General features: G+C 65.4%; 25 protein-coding genes and 1 riboswitch. Of the genes, 16 read left to right on the forward strand and 9 right to left on the reverse strand.

Annotated elements, in window-relative coordinates; translation table 11 throughout:
- Positions 1–12 precede the first annotated feature (12 nt).
- Together AUL30_RS00410 and AUL30_RS00415 are read right to left on the reverse strand one after the other, a co-directional pair.
- Positions 13–996: a putative oxygenase MesX gene (locus AUL30_RS00410; RefSeq protein ID WP_062225704.1), complete on the reverse strand. Its 984-nt coding sequence runs from the start codon at positions 994–996 to the stop codon at positions 13–15.
- A 106-nt stretch (positions 997–1,102) separates the two neighbouring features.
- A riboswitch (cobalamin riboswitch) is annotated at positions 1,103–1,317 on the reverse strand.
- A 56-nt stretch (positions 1,318–1,373) separates the two neighbouring features.
- Complete coding sequence (locus AUL30_RS00415) at positions 1,374–1,835, reverse strand: cupin domain-containing protein (RefSeq protein WP_062226468.1); 462 nt, start codon at positions 1,833–1,835, stop codon at positions 1,374–1,376.
- Between the two features lie 183 nt (positions 1,836–2,018).
- Here AUL30_RS00415 and AUL30_RS00420 point away from each other — a divergent pair, with 183 nt between their 5' ends.
- Positions 2,019–4,028: a PAS domain-containing sensor histidine kinase gene (locus tag AUL30_RS00420; RefSeq protein WP_062225706.1), complete on the forward strand. Its 2,010-nt coding sequence runs from the start codon at positions 2,019–2,021 to the stop codon at positions 4,026–4,028.
- Between the two features lie 15 nt (positions 4,029–4,043).
- On the opposite strand, the gene AUL30_RS00425 is transcribed toward AUL30_RS00420, so the two are convergent.
- Positions 4,044–4,271, reverse strand: coding sequence for a hypothetical protein (locus AUL30_RS00425; RefSeq protein ID WP_157069793.1), 228 nt, complete (start codon positions 4,269–4,271; stop codon positions 4,044–4,046).
- 234 nt (positions 4,272–4,505) lie between these two features.
- On the opposite strand from AUL30_RS00425, the gene AUL30_RS00430 reads away from it, so the two are divergent.
- Positions 4,506–5,771 carry a DUF2254 domain-containing protein gene (locus tag AUL30_RS00430; RefSeq protein ID WP_083507571.1) on the forward strand — a complete coding sequence of 422 codons (1,266 nt, stop codon included), beginning with the start codon at positions 4,506–4,508 and terminating at the stop codon, positions 5,769–5,771.
- A gap of 6 nt (positions 5,772–5,777) precedes the next feature.
- Here AUL30_RS00430 and AUL30_RS00435 read toward each other — a convergent pair whose 3' ends face one another.
- On the reverse strand, positions 5,778–6,467 hold the full coding sequence (locus tag AUL30_RS00435; RefSeq protein ID WP_083507572.1) for a Crp/Fnr family transcriptional regulator: 690 nt from the start codon (positions 6,465–6,467) through the stop codon (positions 5,778–5,780).
- A gap of 126 nt (positions 6,468–6,593) precedes the next feature.
- Between AUL30_RS00435 and AUL30_RS00440 the strand changes: the two genes are divergently transcribed.
- The 11 genes from AUL30_RS00440 to AUL30_RS00490 all read left to right on the forward strand — a co-directional run bounded on the left by AUL30_RS00440 (position 6,594) and on the right by AUL30_RS00490 (position 18,700).
- A complete protein-coding gene (locus AUL30_RS00440; protein ID WP_062225713.1) occupies positions 6,594–6,878 on the forward strand; it encodes a hypothetical protein in 285 nt (94 codons plus the stop codon).
- 86 nt (positions 6,879–6,964) lie between these two features.
- Complete coding sequence (locus AUL30_RS00445) at positions 6,965–9,376, forward strand: EAL domain-containing protein (RefSeq protein ID WP_083507573.1); 2,412 nt, start codon at positions 6,965–6,967, stop codon at positions 9,374–9,376.
- Between the two features lie 254 nt (positions 9,377–9,630).
- Positions 9,631–10,812 carry a septal ring lytic transglycosylase RlpA family protein gene (locus AUL30_RS20190; protein WP_083507574.1) on the forward strand — a complete coding sequence of 394 codons (1,182 nt, stop codon included), beginning with the start codon at positions 9,631–9,633 and terminating at the stop codon, positions 10,810–10,812.
- Between the two features lie 191 nt (positions 10,813–11,003).
- A complete protein-coding gene (locus AUL30_RS00455; protein WP_192842983.1) occupies positions 11,004–12,137 on the forward strand; it encodes a D-alanyl-D-alanine carboxypeptidase family protein in 1,134 nt (377 codons plus the stop codon).
- A 12-nt stretch (positions 12,138–12,149) separates the two neighbouring features.
- Positions 12,150–12,782, forward strand: coding sequence for a dTMP kinase (gene tmk / locus AUL30_RS00460; RefSeq protein ID WP_062225719.1), 633 nt, complete (start codon positions 12,150–12,152; stop codon positions 12,780–12,782).
- Positions 12,779–13,807 carry a DNA polymerase III subunit delta' gene (locus AUL30_RS00465; RefSeq protein ID WP_062225720.1) on the forward strand — a complete coding sequence of 343 codons (1,029 nt, stop codon included), beginning with the start codon at positions 12,779–12,781 and terminating at the stop codon, positions 13,805–13,807. Before tmk ends, AUL30_RS00465 begins: the two co-directional genes overlap by 4 nt.
- 65 nt (positions 13,808–13,872) lie before the next feature.
- Complete coding sequence (gene metG / locus AUL30_RS00470) at positions 13,873–15,423, forward strand: methionine--tRNA ligase (RefSeq protein ID WP_062225722.1); 1,551 nt, start codon at positions 13,873–13,875, stop codon at positions 15,421–15,423.
- Positions 15,420–16,229: a TatD family hydrolase gene (locus AUL30_RS00475; RefSeq protein WP_062225724.1), complete on the forward strand. Its 810-nt coding sequence runs from the start codon at positions 15,420–15,422 to the stop codon at positions 16,227–16,229. The genes metG and AUL30_RS00475 overlap by 4 nt, the downstream gene beginning before the upstream one ends.
- The gene (locus AUL30_RS00480; protein ID WP_062225725.1) at positions 16,226–17,035 is read left to right on the forward strand and encodes an MBL fold metallo-hydrolase; all 810 of its coding nucleotides are present in this window, start codon (positions 16,226–16,228) and stop codon (positions 17,033–17,035) included. Before AUL30_RS00475 ends, AUL30_RS00480 begins: the two co-directional genes overlap by 4 nt.
- A gap of 42 nt (positions 17,036–17,077) precedes the next feature.
- Positions 17,078–17,479, forward strand: coding sequence for a VOC family protein (locus AUL30_RS00485; protein ID WP_062225727.1), 402 nt, complete (start codon positions 17,078–17,080; stop codon positions 17,477–17,479).
- 183 nt (positions 17,480–17,662) lie between these two features.
- Complete coding sequence (locus tag AUL30_RS00490) at positions 17,663–18,700, forward strand: Bug family tripartite tricarboxylate transporter substrate binding protein (protein WP_083507575.1); 1,038 nt, start codon at positions 17,663–17,665, stop codon at positions 18,698–18,700.
- A 48-nt stretch (positions 18,701–18,748) separates the two neighbouring features.
- Here the strand turns inward: AUL30_RS00490 and AUL30_RS00495 are convergent, their stop codons facing one another.
- From AUL30_RS00495 to AUL30_RS00510, 4 genes are all read right to left on the reverse strand, one after another.
- Positions 18,749–19,195 carry an RbsD/FucU family protein gene (locus tag AUL30_RS00495; RefSeq protein WP_062225730.1) on the reverse strand — a complete coding sequence of 149 codons (447 nt, stop codon included), beginning with the start codon at positions 19,193–19,195 and terminating at the stop codon, positions 18,749–18,751.
- A gap of 78 nt (positions 19,196–19,273) precedes the next feature.
- Positions 19,274–20,230 (reverse strand): 5-oxoprolinase subunit C family protein, encoded by a 957-nt coding sequence (locus AUL30_RS00500; RefSeq protein ID WP_062225731.1) that lies wholly within the window; start codon positions 20,228–20,230, stop codon positions 19,274–19,276.
- Positions 20,227–20,925 carry a 5-oxoprolinase subunit B family protein gene (locus tag AUL30_RS00505; protein ID WP_062225733.1) on the reverse strand — a complete coding sequence of 233 codons (699 nt, stop codon included), beginning with the start codon at positions 20,923–20,925 and terminating at the stop codon, positions 20,227–20,229. The genes AUL30_RS00500 and AUL30_RS00505 overlap by 4 nt, the downstream gene beginning before the upstream one ends.
- Entirely contained in the window at positions 20,922–21,701 is a 780-nt protein-coding gene (locus tag AUL30_RS00510) for a LamB/YcsF family protein (RefSeq protein ID WP_062225736.1), read from the reverse strand. The genes AUL30_RS00505 and AUL30_RS00510 overlap by 4 nt, the downstream gene beginning before the upstream one ends.
- 158 nt (positions 21,702–21,859) lie before the next feature.
- Here AUL30_RS00510 and AUL30_RS00515 point away from each other — a divergent pair, with 158 nt between their 5' ends.
- From AUL30_RS00515 to AUL30_RS00525, 3 genes are all read left to right on the forward strand, one after another.
- A complete protein-coding gene (locus AUL30_RS00515; RefSeq protein ID WP_062225739.1) occupies positions 21,860–23,017 on the forward strand; it encodes a GGDEF domain-containing protein in 1,158 nt (385 codons plus the stop codon).
- 207 nt (positions 23,018–23,224) lie between these two features.
- Complete coding sequence (locus AUL30_RS00520) at positions 23,225–23,422, forward strand: hypothetical protein (protein WP_062225741.1); 198 nt, start codon at positions 23,225–23,227, stop codon at positions 23,420–23,422.
- Between the two features lie 63 nt (positions 23,423–23,485).
- The gene (locus AUL30_RS00525; RefSeq protein ID WP_062225743.1) at positions 23,486–24,289 is read left to right on the forward strand and encodes an LssY C-terminal domain-containing protein; all 804 of its coding nucleotides are present in this window, start codon (positions 23,486–23,488) and stop codon (positions 24,287–24,289) included.
- Here the strand turns inward: AUL30_RS00525 and AUL30_RS00530 are convergent, their stop codons facing one another.
- Positions 24,290–25,384, reverse strand: coding sequence for a calcium:proton antiporter (locus AUL30_RS00530; protein ID WP_083507577.1), 1,095 nt, complete (start codon positions 25,382–25,384; stop codon positions 24,290–24,292).
- Positions 25,385–25,412 lie beyond the last annotated feature (28 nt).

The raw sequence follows: 25,412 nt of genomic DNA on the forward strand, positions 1-25,412 counted from the left end.
ATTTTAAGGCAATCAGGCGGCGCGGCTGTCGGACCATTCTTTGAGCGCGGCTCTGTAGGGTTCCAGGATATGGTCCTCAGCGAACCTGCCTTGTTCCACGGCCAACCGGCTGCGTTCCTCCCGGTCGTAGACGATGCGTGTCAGCGAGTAGTCCTCATGGCTGAGGCTCGGCCGATACACGGAGCCGGCGGCAGAATTGGCATTGTAGATTTCCGGCCGGTAGATGCGCTGAAACGTCTCCATCGTGCTGATCGTGCCCAGGAGTTCGAGATTGGAATAGTCGGCGAGGAGATCGTCGCGCACGTAAAAGGCAAGCGGCGCGGCGCTGCCAGCTGGCATGAAAAAGCGAGCCTGCAATCCCATCTTTGCGAAATATCGATCGGTCGGTGACGGGTCGTCCTGCAGGTACTCCACGCCCATGATCGGATGATGGTTTGCCGTCCGCCGGTATGTCCGGCTCGTGGATGCGCTGATGCAGATGACGGGCGGCTTCCGGAATCGGGACCGGTATGCCGTTGAGGAAACGAAGGATTTGAACAACCTTCCGTGCAGGTCCCCGAAATCGCCCGGGAAACTGAAGGAGGGCTTGTCCCGGTTGTGCTCGGGCAGGACGATCGAGAAATCGTAGTCACGCAGGTAGGACGAGAAATTATTGCCGACAATGCCATCCAGGCTCCTGCCCGATACCTGGTCGATGATCCGCGTCTCAAGCATTTCCAGGAAGGGAAGCGCCTCCGCGCAATGCCGTCCGGGAACCTCGATTCCGACGGAGATGACATCCAGTTGGATCGAGTAGCGATCGCTGCCGGGATTGTCCCACGCGGCCATAGCGTTGAAGCGGCTGTTGATCATGCGCAGCGTGTTTCGCAGATTCGCCTGGCGCTCCGCGCCTCTGGCAAGGTTTGCGAAATTGGTGGTGATCCGTGTCCGCTCGGATGGGGTGTAGTCCTCGTCGAAGGGAAAGCTGGTGATGGTGAATGCAACTGTCTGAGACATGCGTATAGCCCCTTTGCGTTGGGGGCATGGGTCTGCGGACGCATAGCAAGACGGGCCACGCCACGGGCGGCCTTCCGCTACGGCACACCGGGACACCCCGCCCGTGGTCGTTACTTCGCGAAAGGCAGGTCTCCTGGCTTGCGGGTCTAAGCCTCTCATCCGTCTTCCCAGGACAACCCCAGTGACATGTTGGATGGGGGCTCACCGCTGACAGTTGCGGGGGCAGCGCCGGACTCTCCGCAAGATGCGGACCACCGGCTTCCCTCTTAGCTCCGGCGCGTCGCAGGCAACGGCTGAAGAACCTTAAGCCCTGCCAGCTTGCTGTACCGGCGCCAGAGTGTCAAGGATACATAAGGATATCTTTATGCGTTGATGCGTCAGGCTCGGGTCGGTGGGCCTAGGAACTCCACCGACCAGAGCGTGCCGAAGGCGTTGAGCGTTTCGACATCGGGACGGCCCTGCGCCATCAGCGCGCCAAGCCCGGTGAAGAAGGCGGCCGCGTCCAGGGCGGGCTGTATGATGATGAACTGCCGCGCAGGTGTATTACCGATGTTCAGGAAGCAGTGTGCCGCACCGCCCGGGATCAGCACCACGTCGCCGGCGGTCGCCTCGAAACGCCGGCCGTCGACTTCATAGAGATAGGTGCCCTCGATGACACGGAAGATCTCGGTCTCCGGGTGGCGATGCAGCGGTGGGCCGAAGCCCGGTGCGTTCACCGTTTCGATGACGGACAGGGCACCCTTCGTAGCGTCCGGGCTGATCCGCACATAAAGCTCAAGCCCGATCGCCGGGATCGTGATCGCGCTTGGCGGCGTGGCATCGGAGATGATCTGTGCCATCGCGGCCCGGTCCTGCCTTGTGCCCATTGGTTTTGGCGGCCCCATCCTACACCGCCCGGGGGTTGATCGGAAAGGTGATGATCGCCAGGACGGGCCGACCCTATCCTTTTCTTTGGAAGCATTGGGCTTATCTGCCGTGACACCGCCGGTGGGATGAGTCGGGTTTGCAGTGAGGAGGGACCGATGCGCTGGCCCAACGCAGACGACGTCATGGCGGCCCGCATACGCGCCCTCGACTGGTCGCGCACGCCGCTCGGGCCGATCGAATCCTGGCCGCCCAGCCTGCGCCATGCCGTCGACACGACCTTGATGGGGCAGGTCGCTTCGATCCTGCTCTGGGGGCCGGAACTCACGCAGATCTATAATGACGAATGGCGCCGCCTTATGGGCGGGAAGGATCGGCACGCATTGGGGCAGGCTTCGTTCGAGTGCTTCCCGGAGACGGAAACCGCAATGCGGCCGATCTATGCGCGTGTGCGCCGGGGCGAGGTCGTCGTCCTGCGCGATATCGCACTGCCGGTCACCCGCAGCGGCACGCAGGCGACCGAAGCCTGGTGGAACGTCCATCTTATTCCGGTGCGGGATGAGGAAGCCCGCGTCTCCGGTATCTTCTGTACGGTCATCGAAACGACGCAGGCCGTTCTTGCGGAGCGCGAACGCGAAGCGGCGGCGGTCAGCCTGCGCGACAACCAGAAGCGCCAGGCCTTCCTGCTCAAGCTGAGCGACGCGCTGCGACCGTTGAGCGATGCGCAGCATATCCGGCTGGCGGCGGCGACGGTCCTGGGGGAAGAAGTCGGGGCCTGCCGCGTCGCCTTTGCCGAACACGAGCCGGACCAGCGCAGCTACACCGTAACCCGCAATTATGTAAGGGGCGCTCCGGAACTCACCGGGCGTTTCGAGTATGACGGCTTCGGTGCGAGCCTCCTTCAAAGACTGAAGCGCGGAGAGGTCATCGTTCAGCCCGACATCGCCCGTGATCCGGCCCTGAGCCCCGACGAGCGGCAGGCGCTGCTTGCCGCGGGGATCGGGGCGTCCATGAACGTGCCGCTGGTCAAGGACGGGCGCCTCGTTGCCTTTCTGGGCGTCAATCATGCGCAGGCGCACGCCTTCACGCCGCTTGAAATCCAGCTCTGTGAGGATGTTGCCGAGCGCAGTTGGGCGGCGATCGAGCGCGCGCGCAGCGAAGAGGCCTTGCGCGAAAGCGAGAAGTGGCTGCGCACGGCGCTCGACGTCGGCAAGCTCGGCCTGTGGGACTGGAATATCGAAACCGGCAGGCTGCACTGGTCCGACGAGCATTTCCGATTGGAAGGCTACGACGTCGACGAGATTTCGCCCAGCTACGACGCCTGGGCCGCCCGGATCCACCCGCAGGACCGCGCCGCGACGGAAGCGGCGCTGCAGGAGGCCATGCGGGAGCGGCGCGAGTATGTCCGCGAGTTCCGCGTGGTGCACGGCGATGGATCGGTCCACTGGCTCTATGGGCGCGGCCGCTTCTTCTACGGGGCGGATGGCACGCCGCTGCGCATGATCGGCGCCATGATCGAAACGACGGAGCGGCGCAAATGGGAGGATCGCCAGAAGATGCTCGTCGCCGAACTGCAGCACCGTACGCATAATCTCCTGGGCGTCATTCGGGCCATGTCCGACAAGACCCTGCGCTCCAGCACCGATCTGAACCATTTTCGCCTACGCTTCTTCGACCGCCTGAACGCCTTGGCCCGCGTTCAGGCGCTCCTGTCGCGGCTCGATGGAAACGACCGGGTCACCTTCGATGAGCTCCTGAGCGCAGAAATGGACGCCATGAACGGCAGCGCGGATCAGGTTCTTTTGGAGGGGCCGCCCGGCGTGCGCCTGCGCACGTCGAGCGTACAGGTTCTGGCCATGGCCCTGCACGAACTTGCGACCAATGCGTTGAAGTACGGGGCTCTGAGCCAGCCGGCCGGCCGGCTGAGCATCCGATGGTCGCTTGGCCGGGATGATGAGGACACCAAGCCGTGGCTGTTCATCGATTGGCGGGAAACCGGTGTCCGCATGCCGGCCGGTATGGCCGAGGGCAAGGGGCAAGGGCGGGAACTGATCGAACGTGCCTTGCCCTACCAGCTCGGCGCGCGCACGGACTTTGATCTGACCCCGGACGGGGTCCACTGCACGATTGCGATGCCCGTTTCGGCCCGACATGCGGAGCCGGGGTGACGGGTTGGTGGCGGTTCAGTTCTTTGGCTTGCCGGCCGGCTGCGGCGCACTGAGGATTTCCACGAAGGGCATTTCACCGGGCATGCCCACGAGCCGCACGCGCCCTTCCTCATGCAGGCGGGCGAGCAGCGGCATATCCTCGTCGGAAACGGCGTCGAGCCGCATGGCAACCTCGTGTCGCGACCAGTTGCGGGAGGCGAGAATATCCATAAGGCGCACGGTGTCGGTTTCCAGACCTGTCATCGTCTTCTTGGCGTATGGCGAACGCCGCGCATTAGACCATGCAGGATGCGGTGTACCTATCCTGCCCAAGCGATAGGTCGTCGCAGCTTCCTTGCGCACTAAGGCGTGCACCCGGATCGGAAGGGGTATGGCAAAACCACCGAATCTACCCCTTATGGCGGCCAGGCTTGCCGTGACTTAAGGTTCGGTTATGTCCAGTCGCGTTTCCCATCCTTGGAAAGCGGAGAGCTGACGATGAGCAGATGGTCGTGGATACTGACGCGTCTGCGTCGCCAGATCTGGTTCCGGGCCGTCCTGATCAGCCTGTGCGGTGTGCTCCTAGCCACCTTGTCGGGCGTTGCCGGACGCTTCGTCCCCAACGTCGTCGATCATGACCTCGGTCAGGACGCCGTTGGAACCATCCTGCAGATCCTCGCCTCCAGCATGCTGGCCGTGACCACCTTCTCGCTGACGGCGATGGTGACGGCCTATGGATCGGCCACGCAGCTTGCCACTCCGCGCGCCACTCAGTTGCTCCGCGAGGATCCGGCGTCGCAGAATGCGCTGTCCACCTTTCTCGGCGCCTTCGTCTTTTCCATCGTCGGCATCATCGGCTTGCAGACGGGGCTCTATGGCGCGGAAGGCCGTGTGGTGCTCTTTGCCGGAACCCTGCTTCTCGTCGCCATCGTCGTCGTGACGCTTCTGCGCTGGATCGTGCACATTACCGCCTTCGGTCGCATGTCGGATGTCATCGACCGCGTGGAAGACGCAGCCTGCCGCGCCATGGCCGATTTTGCCCGGGACCGGTGGCGCGGTGCGCTGCCGGCCGTTCCAGTTCCGGATGGGGCGCAGCCGGTGCTCGGGCACGACGTCGCCTATATCCACCATATCGACATGCCGGCCCTGGCCAAGCTTGCCGAACGCGACGGGCTGATCGTCCATCTGGCCGTGGCGCCGGGATCTCTCGTGCATCCGGCGCGCCCGCTCATGCATGTCGAAGGGGCGGTGTCGGATGAAACGCGCGACGCGCTGATCGGAACCATGACGCTCGGGCGGCATCGCACCTTCGATCACGATCCGCGACTCGGCCTGATCGCGCTTTCGGAAATCGCAAGCCGCGCGCTTGCCCCCGCCACCAACGATCCCGGTACCGCCATCGAGGTGCTGAATGCGCTGCTGCGCGTGTTCCTGCAGCTTGCGGAGCAGCGTGACGGCACGCGGACCGTACCGTCTGTGGACCGTCTGCGGCGCATCCATATGCCGTGCCCGGACATGGAGGAGCTGGTCGGCGATGCATTCGATCCGATCCTGCGCGAAGGGACGAGCGAGGCGGAGGTGTCCATCCGTTTGACGAAGACACTGAAGGCTATTGCCGATGCCATTCCGCAGGCACGGCCAAGCGCCCGCCGACAGGCCGAGCGGCTCGCGGATGCGGTGGCACGCAATGGTCAGGATGCGCTGGTGCGGGATCGCTTCGCTGTCTTGCATGCCAGCCTTTGGCCGGCGGAAGCGGCGCGATAGCCGCGCCTATCGCTCACCCTGGTGCAGGAACGTACGGTCGAACTGGCCGATACGGCACAGGGCCGTGACGTCTGGAACGTGGATGTGCCGATCCGTCGTCTCCAGTAGTCCTTGGGCGCGCAGCGCCTTCGCGGCCCGGTTCACGCTGACGACGGTCAGCCCCAGCACTTCGCCGGTTACCTCCTGCGACATCTGGAACGGAAAACCCTTGGGCCCGACCAGGCCGACGGCCTTGTGGCGGAAGTACAGTTCGCACAGGAAGTGGGCGAGCCGCGCGACCGGCTCCAACTGCCCATTGCGGAAGATGGCGGCGCGGTACAGGGACGCATCGACGAGCGTTTCGCGCCAGAAGGCCGTGACGAGCGACGAGGTGTGTTCGCAGGCCCGTCGCAGGGCATTGTGGCTGACGAAGCCGACCCGGCAGCGTCCGATCGTCTCCAGGCTGTGGTCCATCCGGCGCAGGTTCAGGCTCTGCAGATCCGGCAGATCCCCGGGAATATGCACGGCCAAGATCTGCCGCTCGCCCGCTTCCGTATAGCGCCCGCGCACCACAAAACCGCTGACGACGATGCAGGATGCGGTCGGCGTGTCGCCGACGCCGACGAACTGATGGCGCGGGCCGAAATCCTCGTAGCGCCAGGGAAGGGCGGCCAGGGTATCCTCTTCCGCGGCGCTGATTGCAGCGAGGGATTGCAACTTACGAGACAGCAATTCGGGTATTTGGCTATCTAACAAGCTCACGCGGGACGCCCCTCACAGGTTTGTGCCAATGTGGGGTACGAATTCAGGCACGTCCAGACACCCAATTGATGGTCAGGTCGCATGCTGAGCTTCCAGCCCGTAAACGTCGATACCGGAATGGAAGACGAGAACGGCCTGCTCATCTTCCGCGATGGCAAGTTGATCGCCGTCGCCGTTCGTCTGGAATCCAACAGCCATGCCGAGATGTGCGGCCGCTGGAACATCGAGGCCGTCTTCGATGGAACCCGCCCGCCGCGCCACACCTTCGACACGCTGGACGAACTCGCCGGCTGGCTGGGACATGGCGTGATCGCATGGCATTCCGGGCAAAGGCCGCAAGGGGCCCCCCAAGCGAATCCGGCATGAACCGGACTCTGGAAGAATTACAAGCAAACCATATTCTCGAATGTTGCTCGCGGCCTAATTGCTAGTCCGTCTGAGCGAGGGCGTCCATGATCGTAGCGCTGATGCATCTGGGCAGGGATCATGCGGCGCCGCTCGTCATCGCCGCGCTCATCGTTTGCGTGGTCACGGCCTGGCTTCTTCTGGCGCTGATGGATCACGGCTCGACGGCTGCCGGTGGATGGCGGCACCGTTGGCTTGTTCTGGCAGCGTTGGTTGGCGGGATCGGTGTCTGGGCCACGCATTTCGTGGCCACGCTCGGCTTCCGCCCGGATTTCGCCTTCGGCTTCGATCCGCAGCTTACGGCCCTTTCGGCCGGCGTGGGCATCGTGGCCATCGGGGCGCCGGCCGCGGCCTCGGTGCTCACCCGCCGGCGCGGCCTCAAACTCCTTGCAGGTTTTGCCGCCGGCTGCGGCATCATGCTGATGCATGTCATGGGCGTATCCGCCCTGACGAACTGCCTCGTCACGCAGGATGCATCCGCGTTGCTGGCCATGACCATTCTTGGCGCCGTGCCGTTTGCGGCAGCGCTTGGCCTGGTCGGCGAGCGCCAGCGCGCAGCCGCCGTGGCGCTCATCGTTCTGGCGGTTTGCGTCGTTCATTTCGGCGCTGTCGCAAGCAGCCACTTCGAGTTCCGCCATACCCTCCTCGTCGGCGTCGGGCAGGAAACGCTCGGGCTTATGACCGGGCTGGCCGTGTCAGGCCTGCTCCTGGCTGGGGCGGCAACCTTACGCAACTCGGCCAAGCTGGAAGAGCAGCGCCATCAGAAGGGCCTCATCACGACTGCGCTGACCAATATGTCAAACGGCTTGATCCTGATCGGCCCCGATGGGCGCATCGCTCTGTTCAATGACCGCCTGTTGCAGATTTTCGGGATCACGGCGGATGCCATCGTCATCGGCATGCGCTGGCAGCGCTTCCTGGCCAATCTCGGACCGCATCTGGGCTGGAGCGAACAACGCCTGAAACGGGTGATCGCCAACCATGCCGAATGGTTCTCGCGCACGCAGACGACCTATCTGGAACACAATCTGAATGATGGTCGCGTGATGAGCGTCGCCTGCCGTCCGATCGCCACGGGTGGCGCTGTCCTGACCTATGACGACGTGACCGCCGAGCGGCAGGCGCAGAAGGAAGTGGAACGCCTGGCCTTCCAGGATCCGCTGACCGGACTGCCCAACCGGCGATCTTTCCACCACGCACTCGACACGATCTATTCCGACGGCGCGCAGGCAACCCTCCTTCTGATCGATCTGGACAGGTTCAAGTCCGTCAATGACACGCTTGGGCATGGTGCCGGCGATCGTATCCTGCAACAGGTGGCGGGCCGCCTGCGCGCGGTGTGCCAACGGGGCGAACTCGTGGCGCGCCTTGCGGGCGACGAGTTTGCCGTCATCATCGGCGGGCAGCCGCCTGCCTGGGCCGACGATCTGGCCGAGACGATCATCTCGACGCTGGGGCGGACTTTCTCCATCTCCAACCATTCGATTTCGATCGGATGTACGATCGGCGTCGCGTCCACGCAGGATGCCGGGGACGGAGCCTCTCTCGTCCAGAATTGCGACATCTCCCTGTACCGGGCGAAGGCGCAGGGTCGTGGCCGCGCCCAACGCTACGAGCATGGTATGCGCGAGGCGGCGGTCTTGCGCGGGCAGCTCGAATCCGAGCTGCGATCCGCCATCGGCAGCGATGCCTTGAGCTTGGTCTATCAGCCGCTCTATCGGCTGTCGGACGGCGCCCTCTTCGGCTTCGAAGCGCTGATCCGCTGGCACCATCCTGTACGCGGACCGATATCGCCTTCAGAATTTATTCCTATTGCCGAAAAGTCCGGCCTGATCCGCGATGTGGGCTTGTGGGTCCTTCGCACGGCCTGTTCCGAGGCATCCCGCTGGCCACCGGGAATTCACGTCTCGGTCAATGTCTCGCCGGTCCAGTTCCGGCAGCAGGGGTTTCCACAAGCCGTCAAGGCGGTCTTGCGCATGGCCGGCCTGGACCCGGCGCGGCTGGAGGTGGAACTGACCGAGACCGCGCTCGTCGAGGATATCGAAGCGATACGCTGCGGGCTCGAGGATCTGCGCCAGGACGGCATTCGCGTGGCCATGGACGATTTCGGCACGGGCTACTCGTCGCTCGCCCATCTGCGCAGCTTCAGCCTCGACAGGATTAAGATCGACCGTACCTTCGTGCAGGCCGCGCCGCAGGACAAAGGGGCTGCAGTCGTTTTGTCCGCGGTGGTGCAAATGGCCGTGGGACTGAACGTGCCGACGATCGGCGAGGGGGTCGAGACGTTGGAGCAGCTCGCCCTTCTGGCCACCTCCGGTTGCCATGGCGTCCAGGGCAATCTGTTGGGAAGGCCCGTTACCGCAGCACAGGCGGAAACGCTCACCCTTGCTCCGTACGGAGCGCTTGCTTTGATCGAGGCGGCGCTGCGTCCCGATGGCCGAGTGGGTGCGGAACCCTGACACGATGTGCCCGATGTTTCGCTGCGCGATGACGACAAAATATACATCAAGCAACATTCAAACATCTATAGTTTATTGTGCCTCTCCGATGCCATCGTTTTGACGCCAAATTATTGCGCGGATCACGGTTCTGACACGGGTTTGTCATTAGCGGCTTGCGGTCGCCATTAATTTGTTGGTAATAATTTCCGAAGAGGGATGGCCGCGTACTTTCTGGCCAGTGTCTGCAGGCGTCATATCTGAGGGGAAAACCGATGAAAACGACTGCCCATACGTTGCGCCCCCGCGCAGCGTCGGTCGCGTCGATCGCGTGCATACTGGCATTGCTGACAGGGTGCCAATCCGGGTCATCCACCCATGCGGAACTTGCGCCCGAGCCTGATGCTCCCGCCTTCACCTCCGCCGAATTCGGCGTCGCCGCCAGCCCGCGGGTGACCAAGCTGAAAGAGGTGCGCAAAGGCGGCGGTCGCGAGCATGTCGGCAAGCCCTACAAAGTGCGCGGCACGTGGTACTACCCCAAGGAAGATGCGGATTACGTCAAATCCGGAACCGCATCCTGGTACGGCGCCAACTTTCACGGCCGCCTGACCGCCAATGGCGAAGTCTACGACATGTACCATCTGTCGGCCGCGCATCCGACCTTCCCGCTGCCATCCTATGCGCGGGTCACCAATCAGAAGAATGGCCATTCGGTGCTGGTCCGCGTGAACGATCGCGGCCCCTTCTCGCACAATCGCATCGTCGATGTATCGTCGCGGGCCGCAGATCTCCTCGATTTCAAGAATGACGGCACGGCGTCGGTCAAGGTCGAATATGTCGGCCGCGCCCCGGTGGACGGCGACGACACTGCCATGCTGATGGCTTCCTACCGCCCTGGCGCCTCCGCGCCCGGCCAGGACGGGCTCGCCTCCGGCGTGATGGTCGCCTCGGCCGAGCGCCCCTCCGACGACATGCTCGTGGCGGCAGCCTTCGCATCTTCCGGCACGGTCGCGCCGGGCAGCGCCTCCGTTCCGGGCGTCCGCTCGATGGACGCCATCGCGGCCGCAACCTCGGCACGCGCGAACCGGCCCGCCCAAGGCCTCGCCATGCCGGTTGCGCCCGGCAGCGTTCTTCCGGCATTCGCTCCCGCGCCAACGCCGCGCTCCGGCGTCCTGTCCTATGCAAAGGCCGATGTGCGCAGCAACGCGTTCGGCGCGCTCGCGGCACTGGCCGCGGGTGGTGACGTCATCGAACTCGGCGTGCTGGACGATGCCGTCCTGTCCCGCGTCCAATCCGTGGCAGCTGCTCACGGGCAGGTTACGCGGGAAGACGTTCCGGCCGAGTTCGGCGGCGGCGTCTCGCTCACCCTCAAGCTCACGCCCGGCCAGGATGCCGATGCAACGCTTCAGGCGCTCTGGGCCAGCGGGGCCGAGGACGCCTTCGTCGTCAAGGAATAGTTCTGCGGCGGCCACACCCCGTTAAGGATAGCGAAAAGCTGTCCGAGAAGTGACGACTGTGCAATGGCGCAACCGGGGCACTTTGCTAGACTGGTGTTGAGGACCAGCAGTAGAGGCTTTCGATCATGTCCCACCTGCGTCGGAACGCAACTGCCGGCATCAGCGCGGCACTGTTTGGCGCTGGAATCCTCATGGCCTGGCAGCCCGCCGCGGCGCAGGACGAGGCACCGGCTTTCTTCGATCAGACACAGGCGCGCAATGCACTGATCGTCGATGGGGAAACCGGGGCGATCCTTTTGGAAAAGGCGGCGAATGTGCCGTTCGGTCCGGCATCCCTTGCCAAGATGATGACAATGGAGATCGTCTTCGACGCGTTGACGCGCGGCGAGATCGAGATGTCCGACACCTTCCCGGTCAGTGAGCATGCCTGGCGCACCGGCGGCGCACCGTCGCGGACGTCCACCATGTTCGCCGCCGTCAAGTCGTCGGTTCCGGTGGACGCGCTGCTGCAGGGTGCGATCGTCCAGGCCGCCAACGACGCCTGCATCATCCTGGCCGAAGGCCTTGCGGGATCGGAAGCGGCCTTCGCCGACCGGATGAACCGTCGCGCCGCGGAGATTGGCCTGACCGACAGCCATTTCGTCAATCCGACCGGCCTTCCGGCCGACGGCCAGCATGTGACCGCGCGGGACCTTGTCAAACTGGCCCGCCATATCGAGACGACCTATCCCGAGCTGTACCGGATCTATGCGCAGCCGGAATTTGAGTGGAACAAGATTCTGCAGCGCAACCGCAATCCTCTCCTGCGCCTCGATGTCGGGGCAACGGGCATGGCCACCGGCTTTACAGAGGCTTCCGGTTACGCGCTGGTCGGCGTAACGGACCGGGCAGGGCGCAAGACCTTCCTGGCGCTGGGCGGCCTTGCCAGCGACGCGGAACGCGCCCGCGAAGCCGAGAAGCTCCTGCGCTGGTCCAACGATACGTTCGAGCGCCAGGAACTCTTCGCCGGTGGCGAGACGGTCGGCGACGCCTGGGTCTATGGTGGCATCAAGCCGCGCGTCGGCCTGGTCACCGGGGAGCCCGTCGTGGCCTATGTCCCGAACGCTTCGCCCGATCTGGTGCAGGCGGTGATCGTCTACGACGCCCCCTTGCGCGCGCCGATCGAGAAGGGGCAAAAGGTGGGCCGTATCGAAATGCGCATCCAGAATCAGGCGAGCATCACGCGCGAACTGTTCGCCGCCGAGGACGTTCCACAGGGCACCTTCTCCAGCCGTGCGCTGGATGCGGCGCAGGAACTGGCCTTCGGCTGGATCCGTGCCCTGTAGGAAAGACGTGGCTTGACCGGACTTTTCGTGACATTCGAGGGCGGCGAAGGGAGCGGCAAGTCCACGCAGATCGCCCGCCTGGCCGACAGTCTGAAGGCCGACGGCCGCCAGGTCGTCGTCACGCGGGAGCCGGGCGGGACGACCGGGGCCGACATCCTGCGTGAGGTGGTCCTGGCCGGCGGCGCCAAGCGCTTCGGCAACGATGCTGAAGCTGCGCTCTTCGCGGCGGCGCGCGCCGATCATATGGAATGCGTCATCCTTCCGGCGCTTGCCGCCGGCCATGATGTCCTGTGCGACCGGTTTGTCGACTCCACCCGCGTATACCAGGGCAGGCCGGACAATGCGGCCTATCTGGCGGCGCTGGAGCGGGCCGCCCTGGCGGGGCGGATGCCGGACCTGACCTTTATTCTGGACGTGCCGGCCGAAGTCGGCCTGAAGCGCGCGGCCGGGCGCCGTGGCACAGGCGGTGCCGACCGGTTCGAGGCGGAAGAGGCGAGCCTCCACGAGGCCCGTCGCCTGGCCTTCCTGACCATCGCCGCGCAGGAACCGGAGCGGTGCATCATCGTGGATGCGACCGGCCCGGTGGACGAGATCGCGCAGGCGATCCTCGACCATGTGCGGGTGCGGGCCGCGGCAGAGGCATGACGCCGTCCGACACGCCGACGATCCCGCAGCACGACGATCTGGACGGCGTCGCCCCGCCGGCGGCGCGCCAGGGCTTCGTCGGCCATGGCGCGGCGTGGCAGGAACTCACAGAAGCCTATGCCGGCGGGCGCATGCACCATGCCTGGCTTCTGCAGGGAGAGGCCGGGATCGGCAAGGCGACGGTCGCCTTCGCCATGGCGCGGCATATACTGGGCGCCGGGCAGGATGGGCAGGCCGTGGCGCGGCAGATCGCTGGTGGCGGCCATCCCGGGCTCCTGCATCTGGCGCGGCCCCCCGTCGAGCGCGGGACCGGGTTCCGGACCCAGATCACCGTGGACGAGATCCGGCGGCTCACGCATTTCTTCCAGACGACGGCGGGCCTCGGCTGGCGGATCGCCATCATCGATCCGGCGGACGATATGAACCGGAGTGCCGCCAACGCACTCCTGAAGATGCTGGAGGAGCCACCTGCGCGCTCGCTCTTCCTGATCACCAATCACCGGCCGGGCCGGATCCTGCCGACCATCCGCTCGCGGTGCCGGGTGCTGCGCTTTGCTGAGCTGACGCCGGACGAGATCGCCCGGCAGCTGGCTGAGGACGTGCCCGACAGCACGCAGGACGCACGGCAGGCGGCAGCGGCCAGTGCCGGCGGCAGCCTGCGCACCGCCCTGCAGCACCTCATGTCCGGCGGGCTCGAGGTGAGCGAGACGACGCGCAGGCTGGTCGCCATGCCGGCGCCCGACTGGACGGCCATCATGGCGCTGGGCGATGCCGTGACGCTCAAGGGGCGCGAAGCGGCCTACACGCTGATGGCGCAGGCCGCATTCCGCGCAGTGGCGGACGAGGCGCAGGCACTCGCGATGGCGGGGGATCTGGTGCGTGCCGAGCGGCTCGCCGCCTTCTGGCAGGCGGAGGACGCCCGGTGGCGGGAGGCGGAGGCCTTCAATCTCGACCGCAAGCAGGTTCTCCTGACTTTTTTCAACGGCCTGGCCGAGGCTAGAGCGGACAGTGCCGCTTTTCATTGAGCCACGGGGCAGGATGCATTATCTCGCAGGTCTGACGAGACGACGCTGCATGGAAAACAACCGACATGACCGAACGCTATTATCTGACGACCGCAATTTCCTATCCGAACGGGCGTCCGCATATCGGTCACGCATATGAGCTGATCGCCACGGATGCGATCGCACGATTCCAGCGGCTCGACGGGCGCGAGGTCCTGTTCCTGACGGGAACCGACGAGCACGGCATCAAGATGCTGCAGACGGCCCGCAAGCTCGGCATCGAGCCGATCGAACTGGCCAACCGCAATGCCGAGGAGTTCCGCGCCATGGGGCGCGCGGTGAACGCGTCCAACGACGATTTCATCCGCACCACAGAGCCGCGCCACAAGGCGGCCTCGCAGGCCATCTGGCAGCGCATGGTCGATGCGGGCGATATCTACAAGGATTCCTACTCAGGCTGGTACTCCGTCCGCGACGAGGCCTATTACGCCGAAGACGAGACGCGCCTGGCCGAGGACGGGACCCGTCTCGGCCCCCAGGGGTCCCCGGTCGAATGGGTGGAGGAGGAAAGCTATTTCTTCCGCCTGTCGGCTTTCCAGGATCGGCTCCTGGCGCTTTATGAAGAGAACCCCGACTTCATCGGCCCGGCCGAGCGGCGCAACGAAGTGGTGTCTTTCGTGCGGTCCGGCCTGCGGGATCTGTCCATCTCCCGCACCACCTTCGACTGGGGCATACCCGTGCCGGGTGACGACAGGCACGTCATGTATGTCTGGGTGGATGCACTCACCAACTACCTGACGGCGACCGGCTTTCCGGAAGCGGGGGAGCGCAGCGCCTTCTGGCCGGCCGATCTGCACGTGGTCGGCAAGGATATCGTGCGCTTCCATACCGTCTACTGGCCTGCCTTCCTGATGTCGGCCGGCCTGCCGCTGCCGCGCCGCGTCTTCGTGCACGGCTTTCTCTTCAACCGCGGAGAGAAGATGTCCAAATCCGTCGGCAACGTGATCGATCCGAACGCGCTTGTCGACACTTATGGGCTGGACCAGTTCCGGTACTTCCTTCTGCGGGAAGTCCCGTTCGGACAGGATGGCAACTATTCGCACGAAGCCATTGTAAATCGTACAAATTCCGAGCTGGCAAATGACCTCGGAAACCTGGCGCAGCGCTCCCTGTCCATGATCGCCAAGCACCTGGACGGCCTGGTGCCGACGCCCGGCGCCTTCAGCGCGGAAGACACGGCAATCCTGGATGCCGCCGCGCGTTTAAGGTCTCGCGCCCGAACCCTGATGGCCAAGCAGGAACTCCATACGGTGCTGGGCGAGATCGTCGCCGTCGTGTCGGAGGCCAACCGCTACTTCGCGGCGCAGGAGCCATGGGCACTGCGCAAGTCCGATCCCGCCCGGATGGCGACGGTCCTCTATGTCACGGCCGAGGTTCTGCGCCGCGTGACGATCCTTCTGCAGCCCTTCATGCCAGGATCGACCGGGCGTCTTCTGGACCTGCTCGGCGTGGCGGATGACGAGCGCAGCTTCGACCAGCTCGATGGCAACCGCATGCTCACCCCCGGGCGGCTCATGCCGGCGCCGCAGGGGGTCTTCCCGCGCTATGTGGAGGCCGAGGGGCCTGCCCAGGCATGAGCGACGTCTTCATCGTCGACAGTCACTGCCACCTGGACTTCCCGGATTTTGCCGGGGAGCATGCGGCCTTGCTGGACCGTGCCGACGCGGCCGGTGTGAAGCTGATGGTGACGATCTCCACCCGCGTCTCGCGCCTGGAGGGCCTTCTGGCACTGACGCGTGCGCATGAGCGCATCTATGCGACGGTCGGCACGCATCCGAACAGCGCCGCCGAGGAGCCGGATGTTCCGGTGGAGACGCTGGTGCGCCTGAGCGCCGATCCCAAGATCGTCGGCATCGGGGAGGCGGGGCTCGACTTCCATTACGATTCCGCCCCGCCGGACGTTCAGGAAGCGGTCTTCCGCCGCCATATCGCGGCGGCGCGCCAGACCGGCCTGCCGCTCGTCGTCCATGCACGGGATGCGGATGCGGAGATGGAGCGCATCCTGACCGAGGAATCGGCAACAGGCGCCTTTCCCTTCCTGCTGCATTGCTTTTCGTCGGGCCGCCGCCTGGCGGATGTGGGCGTGGAGCTTGGCGGCTACGTGTCCTTTTCCGGCATCCTGACCTTCAACCGCTCGGAGGAAATCCGCGCAATCGCCGCCGCGCTTCCCGCCGAGCGCATCCTGGTCGAGACCGACGCTCCCTATCTTGCGCCGCCGCCCTGGCGCGGCAAGCGCAACGAACCCGCCTATACGCGCAAGACGGTCGAGGTCCTGGCGCAGACGCGGGGCGTGTCCCTGGATGAGATCGCCACACTGACATCCGACAATTTCTTCCGGCTCTTTTCCAAGACGCCGGATCCGCGCGGCGCGGCGCGAACGTGACCGACCGTCTGGTCTTTACCATTCTGGGTTGCGGCTCTTCGCCCGGCGTCCCGCGGGTCAACGGGGATTGGGGCGCTTGCGATCCAACCGAGCCCCGCAACCTGCGCCGGCGCTCAGCCGCGCTAGTGGAGCGGCACGGCCCCAACGGCGTCACGCAGGTCGCCATCGACTGCGGACCGGATTTCCGTAGCCAGATGCTCAGCGCAGGTGTCGCGGATTTGGCGGCCGTCGTCGTGACACACCCGCATGCGGACCATATTCACGGCCTGGACGATGTGCGCGGCTACGCACAGACCAAGCGCCGGCTGATCCCAGTTCTGGCCGATGCGGCTACCTATGAGCGCCTGTTCGAAGCTTTCGGCTATTGTTTCCGCACACCGGCCGGCAGCAGCTACCCGCCCATCGTGCGCCATGTGCCGATCGAGGCCGGCGTTCCCTTCAGCGTCGACGGTCCGGGTGGGCCGATCCACTTCCGCCCGTACCGGCAAATCCATGGCAACATTCATTCGCTCGGCTTTCGCATCGGCGATCTTGCCTATTGCAGCGATGTCTCGGATTTCCCCGATGAGGCAATCGCCGAAATCATGGGCGCGCGCTGGCTGGTGATCGACGCGCTGCAACGCCATTTCCACCCGAGCCATTTCTCCCTCGATCAGGCGTTGGCCTGGATCGAGCGCCTGGGTGTACCCAATGCCATCCTGACGCATATGCACACGCCGCTCGACTATGCGACCCTGCGGGCGGAACTCCCGGCCCATATCCAGCCGGCATTTGACGGGCTGACAATCGAGTTGAACCAGGACTGACAAGCCACTGTTCAGAAAGCTCTTTTTGCGAGGTTAAGGGGAATGAAGGGCAAGATCGGGTTGGTCACGCTCGGCGTCGCGGATGTTGCTGCTTCGGGGCGTTTCTACGACGCGCTCGGCTTTCGCCGCCATGAACAGGACAGTGACGCCATCATCTTCTATGCGCTCGAGGGGACGTGGCTCGCGATCTTCTCACGCGCAGCGCTGGCGCAGGATGCCGGCATCGAGGACGGTGGGGCGGCAAGTTTTTCCGGCATCACCCTGGCGCATAATGTGCCGGAACCGGGCGGGGTCGATGCGGCGCTGGACGAAGCCGTTCGCGCCGGCGCACGCATCGTCAAGCCGGCGGCCGATACGTTCTGGGGCGGCCGCTCCGGTTACTTCGCCGATCCCGACGGCCATCTGTGGGAAATTGCCTGGAACCCCTTTCAGGACCTGACCTGACGCCTGACCAAAACGCGCGATCACGGTTTTTCTACAGCCGCAAAGCTCCGATTGTGTACGGCAGCCGCAGATCGGCTGGCCGGAGGACTTTACACCAGGGGTGGTCCGGGCTTTCCTTCCGCATCCGGGCGCGAGGCAATGGCAGCCATTGCGGATCGCGCCCGACATCATGGGAGGACATGCATGACACGATTTCCGCGGACCCGCGCCCCGCACGCGGCCTTGGAAGGCTCCGTCGGCAGCCGTCGAACCGTCCTGAAGGCCGCTGCTGCGGCCCTCGGCGTGCTGGCCCTGGCGGTGCCCGGCGCTGCCTTCGCACAGGATTATCCGAACAAGCCGATCACCATGGTCGTGCCATTTGCCGCAGGCGGATCGACCGACCTCGTCGCCCGGACGGTCGCGCAGGCCATGAGCCAGGAGCTGGGCCAGCAGGTGCTGGTGGAGAACAAGGGTGGCGCCGGCGGGAACCTTGGGGCGAGCTACGTGGCCCAGGCCGCGCCGGACGGCTACACCATCCTGATGGGAACGATCGCCACGCACGCGCTCTCCGCATCGCTCTATGCGGACCCGCCTTTCGACCCGGTGGAAGACTTCACGCCGATTGCCTGGCTGGTCACGGTCCCGAACGTGCTGACGGTGAACAAGGATTACCCCGCGGCCAACGTTCAGGAGCTGATTGCGCGGCTGAAGGAAAAGCCGGGTGAGGAGGTCTATTCCTCGTCCGGCAACGGAACGCCGCTGCATCTTTCCGGCGAGCTGTTCAAGACCATGACGGGCACCGACATGGTGCATGTGCCCTATCAGGGCTCGGGCCCGGCGCTGGTGGACGTGATTTCCGGCGCGGTGCCGATCAACTTCGACAATCTGCCGTCTTCGACCGAGCATATAAGGCAGGGCACGCTGCGCGCCCTGGCCGTGACGACGAAGACCCGTGCGCCGAACTTCCCGGATATTCCGACCATGGAGGAAGCGGGCGTGCCGGGCTACGAAACCAACACGTGGAACGCGCTGTTCGCGCCGGCCGACACGCCGCCCGAGATCATCGCCAGACTGAACGCGGCGGCGAATGCGGCCATCACCGATGAGACCGTCGCCAAGCGCCTGGCCGAGGTCGGTGCGGCGACGGTCGGCGGTACGCCGGAGGAACTGGCCGAGCACGTCAAGAGCGAGGTGGCCCGCTGGAAGCCGGTCATCGAACAATCCGGCGCGCGGATCGAGTAGCCACGGGCGAGGCGCGAGAGCGGGCGGCGCAGGCCGCCCGCAGGTCGCTCATTCGAAGATGACGCCCTTCTTCAGGATGAAGTTGGCATAGGGCCGGTCTTCCGTCGTGCGGACGATGGCATAGGCATTGGCGGCAGCCTCGTAGAAGCCGAAGCGCTCGATGGCCTCCATGCCGACATCGCGGCCTTCTTCTTCGCGCGCCATGGCCAGGAAGGCCGTGTGGACCTCCAGGTCGTGCTGCGGTTCGCCAACCGGGGCCATGCGGCGGATCGGCATGTCGACGAAGCTGTCGAGCGGCATGAGCTTGAGGATCTGGCGCCCGGCTTCCACCGTATCCGTATTGGTCAGGTGGATGCAGCGGCCGGTGACCGTGCGTGCCGCCACCGACTCCGCCGGGAAATTGCGATCCGCGATGACGAGTTCGTCTCCATGCCCCATTTCGGCGAGCGTCAGCAGAAGCTCGGGGGACAGGAGCGGCGGAATGTTCTTAAGCATCGGGACCTCCACAAATCTCTCACCGCCTGTGCGGCAATGCTCCTTAGCGGGTTTGCGCAAGCTTTTGAACAGGGCCGATTATCGCCCGTCCGCCCGAAGGCGGGACAGGTAATCGGCCTGGCGGCGGGCCGCCATCCGCGCCGCCGCTACGGCCTCATCCGGCGCTACCTCCACGAAGCGGACCGGCCGGTTGGGCGATAGCTGCGCCAGACGCATGAGATCCGGCCCGATCACCGTGGCGATGCGCGGATAGCCGCCCGTCGTCTGGTGATCGGCCGACAGGACGGTCGGCACGCCATCCCCCGCAACCTGCACCGATCCGGCCAGGATGGGGGCCGAGGGCAAGGCAAGGTCGGTCGCCAGCGCCAGGGACGGGCCGGCCAGGCGCATGCCCATGCGATCGAATGTGGCCGTCGTGCGGAAGGCCGAGCCGAAGAAGGTGGCGAGCGCATCGGCCGTAAAACACCCATCCTGCGGCCCGCGAACGGCGCGCACGCGCGCCAGCGGCCGCGCATCGACGGGGCAGGGCACGGTCGAGACAGGCAGCGGATCATCCCGCCCCGCTTGTTCCACGCGCAGCTCCATGCCCGGCAGCAGCCGGCCGCCGCCCAGGCCCGACGGTGCGTGCGTGGCGGTGCTGCCGAGCCACGAGGTGCACGCTGTATCGCCTCCGAGCGCAAGATAGGTCCAGTTGCCCCACCACGGGTTGCCAAGAACGGTCAACCGTTCGCCCGCCTTCAACGTGCCTCGGCACCAGGAGGGCATGTGCCCGCCCAAAAGCTCGACCGTGAACCCGCCGCCGGCCACCGCAAAGGCGAGGGTTCCGTCGAGGCAGAGGATGCGCAGACCGCCGCGGCTGATTTCGAGCGTCGTAGCCATATCGCCATTGCCAGCGGCCGCGTTGGCGATGGCCGCCGCCTGCCGGTCCACGGGCCCCGAGCGTGGAACGCCGAAGCGGGCGAGGCCGGGCCGGCCACCATCCTGGAGGCTGGTGAACGGGCCGGCCGCCTCGATGAGAAGCGTCGCGGTGCTCATGCGCCACCCTCGTTCGCCTGGAGCAGGCGATCATACTGCGCCCTGTCGATCCGCTCGAACAGGACGTCGTCCCCGACATCGAACAGGAAGGGCCGTTCGGCCTGCGGGCGCAGTATGGGTGTGGGCGAGCGGCCGAGAATCCACCAGCCCGTCGGCATGGTGAGGGTCGTCACCAGGCATTGCGTGCCGGCGATGATGACGCTCCCGGCCGGCACGTCGCGCACGGGGCGCTCCTTGCGGGGCAGGGAGATGGCCTCATCCACGCCGGCCAGATACGCATAGCCCGGGGCAAAGCCGTACATGGACACGGTGTAGCGCTGACCAAGATGCGCGGCGACGACGGCCTCCGGCGTCAGGCCGGTTCGCTCCGCCACGGCCGCAAGGTCCGCGTCGAAGGGCGGATCGTAGCAGATGTGAACCTTTCGCTGCGTGCCGGGCCGGGGCCTGAAGGTCAGATCGGCCATCAGGCCGCGCAGCGCAGCCATTGCTCCGGCATGGTCGGTGATCAGAGGATCGAAGGCCACGAGAATGCTCGTATAGGCCGGCACGGCCTCGGCAAAACCGGGAAAGGGATGGGCGGCCAGCGCGGCATCCAGCCCGCGGACCTGCCGCCAGGCGCTGTCGTCGATACGTTCGCCAAAGGTCACCAGCACGGCCCGCTCGGCCACCGGGGTCATGCGCGGAAACGCGGTCATGCGCCGTCGCCGACCGGCAGGAAGGCACGCAGGACGATGCCGGCCGCTTCGAGCCGGCCCCGGATGCTGCGCGCCATGGCGACCGCGGACGGATTGTCGCCATGGACGCAGACAGACGAAGCAGCCAGTCGCACGGGCGGTCCGTCCAGGGTTGGCATGAGGCCATCGTCCAGAAACTGCAAAAGCCGCGCAGCCGCGCCGTCCGGATCGTGCAGAAGCGCGCCGGGGCGGCTGCGCGGGACGAGGCGGCCGGAAGAAAGGTAGGCTCGGTCCGCGAACACCTCGCCATGCGTCTCCAGCCCGGCATCACGCCCGGCAACTTCTAGCTCGGTGCCGGCAATGGCAAGCAGAGCGAGATCGGGCGATATGGCGCGCGTCGCCCGGGCAATGGCGCGGGCGACCTGTGCCTCGTCCGCTGCAAGGTTTGCCAAAGCGCCATGCGCCTTGACGTACCGCACCCGTATGCCGACCAGAGCCGCCACGCCGCACAGCGCCCCGATCTGCGCGGCGACCATGCGCTCGATGGCGCTTGGCTCCATGGGGATGACCCGGCGCCCGAAACCGGAGAGGTCCGCGTAACCGGGATGCGCGCCGACGACGACGCCATTGTCGCGGGCGAGCGCCAGCGTGCGGGCCATGACATCGGGATCCCCCGCATGGCCCCCGCAGGCGATGTTGGCGCTCGTGACGAGCTGCAGCATGGCGCCGTCGTCGCCCGCCCGCCAGTCGCCAAAGGCCTCGCCCAGATCGGAGTTCAGATCGATCGTCCGTGCCATCGCCCACTCCACGCAAACCGATAGGTGGTTTGATGAACGTCTTTGTTGGTAGAGGTCAACACCGGGGGCCTGTCGGATTGCCCTGTATGAGGCACCTGTGGTTTTATATGCTGCGGTGCGTTGTGGGGCCGCGGAGCTTCAAGGTTACACCAGTCCGCATGTCCTTCGACCAGACGACACTCCTGACCGCCGCAAGCCTGTCCAGCGCTGCCCTGGCCATCGGGCTCCTGGCGTTCTGGCTGCAGTTCCGGCGCGATCGCTACCTTCTCGTGTGGTCCTGCGCCCTCCTGACGATCATCGCAGGCATCGTCATCTTCAACGCGCCCGAATATCGGCTGACGCCGCAATACGTCGCGCAGGTTCTGTTCATCCTCGGCTTCGCCCTCATCGACGCAGGCGGCGCCATGTTCTGCACGGGGCGCTACCGGCTGGGCCAGACCGGCACCGTCGCCCTGTCCGGCTTCCTTGCCGCTACGCTGCTGTTCGGCGCCGGGCTTTCGGGCTACGGAACGCTGACGTCCAATCTGGTGATCGGCACGCTCCTCTTCATGACGGCCAGCCGCTATTGGCGGCGACGGTCGGAGTCCCCGCTTGCCATGCTGGCCGTCTGCACGCTTTTGGCCATGGTTGCCGTTTCCTTCTGGGCCTGCGCCTTTGTGCTGGCCGTGGAGGGCCATGCGGTCCTGACGGCCCGCCCGGCGAACTGGGCGGAGGAGTTCAACGCCATCGCCGCCGTCGTGGGCTTGACGGGAGTTGGCGCCATCGTGTTTTCTCAGGTTCAAAACCGGACCGTGCAGCGCCACCGCCAGGAGGCGATGACCGATGCGCTGACGAAGCTTCCCAACCGCCGCGCCCTGATGCAGCGTTTCCCGCAGGAGCGCATCCGCGCGGGAACGGCGCTGGTCCTGTTCGATATCGACCATTTCAAGCGCATCAACGACCGCTATGGCCATGCGGCCGGGGATGCCGTCCTGACCCGCTTTGCGGAAATCCTGATCGACGCGGCCGGGCAGGAGGCCTTTCCCGTTCGGCTGGGGGGCGAGGAGTTCGGCGCCGTCATGGATAGTGTCCGGGCGCCCGATGCCTATGCCTTTGCCGAGGGCGTGCGCCGGCGCTTCGCCGAAGCGGTCATGCGCGCCGACGGAGCACCCTTCCACGTGACGGTCAGCGCCGGCTTTGCCATCGCCTCCGATGTGGACCTGAACTTCGGCAGTCTCTTCAAGCGGGCGGATCGTGCGCTGTACGATGCCAAGGATGGCGGACGGAACCAGGTGCTCGGTGCTTCGCCGGAGCTGATCCGCCCACTGACTGCATAGCTGCCATGCAGTTTTTGGGGTAGCTCGATTCGCGGGCATACCCTATCTTCACTGTCAGCGGGCATCCTCCTCCCAGCCCGCAAACCTCAAAGCCCGCCGGTCCTCCCCCGTGCGGGCTTTTTTCTGTGCGCCGTTTGCCGAAACCGTGATTGTGTCGCGGGAACCGAAAGTGCGCTGCGCGCTTATTCTGGCAGGGAGGAATACACCATGCCGGACATGACCCAACCCCGCTTTTCCCCAACGCCGGACAATTCGGCGCAGCCGAACGACATGCCCCACGAATACTGGGCGAGCCTCATGTACGATCAGTCCATGACAGGCGATCGCGCCACGCTGCCTTTGGGCAATACGTGGCGGTTCCGCAGCCGCCCGGGACTGACGGTCCGCCGGATCGTCACGCCCTGATGGCCGCTTGATGCGTTGCCGGTTCGGCTGTCCGAACCGGCGCATCATGCTATCCTGCGGACTATGAGCCGCACGACACGCTGGATTCAACGCTTCCTGTTCCTGACCTTCGCTGCCGCAGCCCTGTGGTTCGTGGTGACGCAGGTCTTCGACCGTATGGACCAGCGTCTGCCGGTCTTTCTGGCGCTGATCGGCACTTATGCCGTCGCTGCTTATCTGGTGCTTCCGATCACCATTCATGCGGCCTTGGCGATCACCCGGCGCAACCGCATTCCCCGCGTCACCCGAGCGGGTGACGGCTTGCCGGCCGATCCGGTGAATATCGTGCTGGCCGGAAGCCAGGAGGCACTGACCGCGGCGTTTCTGCGCGCCGGCTGGACGAAGGCCGACAGGCTGTCCTGGCGGTCCGGCTGGCACATGGTCACGGCCTTCATCGGCAACAAGCCTTATGAGGCGGCACCCTTCAGCGCGCTCTACCTGTTCGGCCGCCATCAGGATATCGGCTTTCAGCAGGATATCGGGGCGAGCCCGCGCAAGCGCCATCATGTACGGTTCTGGGCGGCGGATGCCGACCCGGACGCTGCGGATCGATCCGTTCTCTACTGGTTCACGCGGCAGGCGATCGATCCCGTGCGCGCGCATGTCTGGGTGGGCGCGGGGACGAAGGATCTCGGCTTCGGCCTGCAATCCCTGACATTCCAGATCTCGCACCGTGTCGACCGCGATGCCGACGCTGAGCGCGATCATATCCTCGCCAGCCTCGAAGCCGTGGGCGCCGTGACCGCGCCGGTTCTGGTGGATGCCGGTGCCGTACCGCACTCGCATTTCGTCACCGACGGGCGGATCGTCCACGCGCGCCTGACCTGATCAGGGCGCGGCTGCCATCAAGACGAAAACCAGGAAGATGACGAGGTGCACCCCGCCCTGCAGGATCGTGGTGCGCCCCGTCGCCAGGGTGATCGTCCCGATGAAGAGCGTCAGGACGATCTGCACGATGTGGTCGCTCTCCAAACCCAGCGTGATCGGCCGCTCCAGAAGGATCGACAGGATCGCGACGGTCGGAATGCTGAGCCCGATGCTCGCAAGCGCCGAGCCCAGGCCAAGGTTCAGGCTGGTCTGGATGCGGTTCGCACGCGCGGCGCGGACCGCTGTCGTGCCCTCCGGCATCAGCACCACCGCGGCGATCAGGACGCCGATCAGCTCCGAGTTCAGCCCCGCCGACGTCACGGCATCGCTGACGACGGGCGTCAGGTCCTCGGCCAGAAGAATGACCATGGTCAGCGCCGCGAACAGGATGGCGCCGCTCAACAGGCTCGCCCGCCCGCTCGGCCGCACGACATCCGGACAGGCGGTGACATCAGTGAAGTAGTTCCGGTGCCGCACCGTCTGCACGAAGAGGAAGAGCACGTAGAGGATGAGCGAAACGGCCGAGACGAAGCCGAGCTGGAAGTTGGAATAATATGGGCCGGGGACTGCCAGCGTGTAGTTGGGCAGGATGAGCGTCAGCGTGGCGAGCGTGCCGAGCACGCAGAGGGCGGCCGCTGCACCCGTGGCATGGAACTCCTGTTCGCGATGCAGGATACCGCCTGTCAGGAGGCACAGGCCGACCACACCGTTCAGAACGATCATCAGGGTGGCGAAGACCGTGTCGCGGGCGATTTCGCCGCTGTCATCCGTGCCCGACATCATAATGGAGACGATCAGCGCCACTTCGATGATCGTAACCGCTCCTGCCAGGACGATCGATCCGAATGGCTCGCCGATCCGATGGGAGATGACCTCGGCATGTTCGACGGCCGCAAAGACGGTGCCGATCAGGAAGATCGCCGCCGGCAGGACGAAGGCGACGCTGGATGCCGGTACGAGGTGAAATGCATGCGCGGTGGCCATGCACATGGCCCCCACGATGGACATGGTGGACCAGTGCCGCTTGAGCTGCGACGCGGCGGAAGATTTCGACATGAGCCGGCCCGAATGGATGAAGCGTTGC

Origin of the sequence: Aureimonas frigidaquae, from assembly GCF_001463905.1 — a bacterium.
GTDB classification, from domain to species: domain Bacteria; phylum Pseudomonadota; class Alphaproteobacteria; order Rhizobiales; family Rhizobiaceae; genus Aureimonas; species Aureimonas frigidaquae.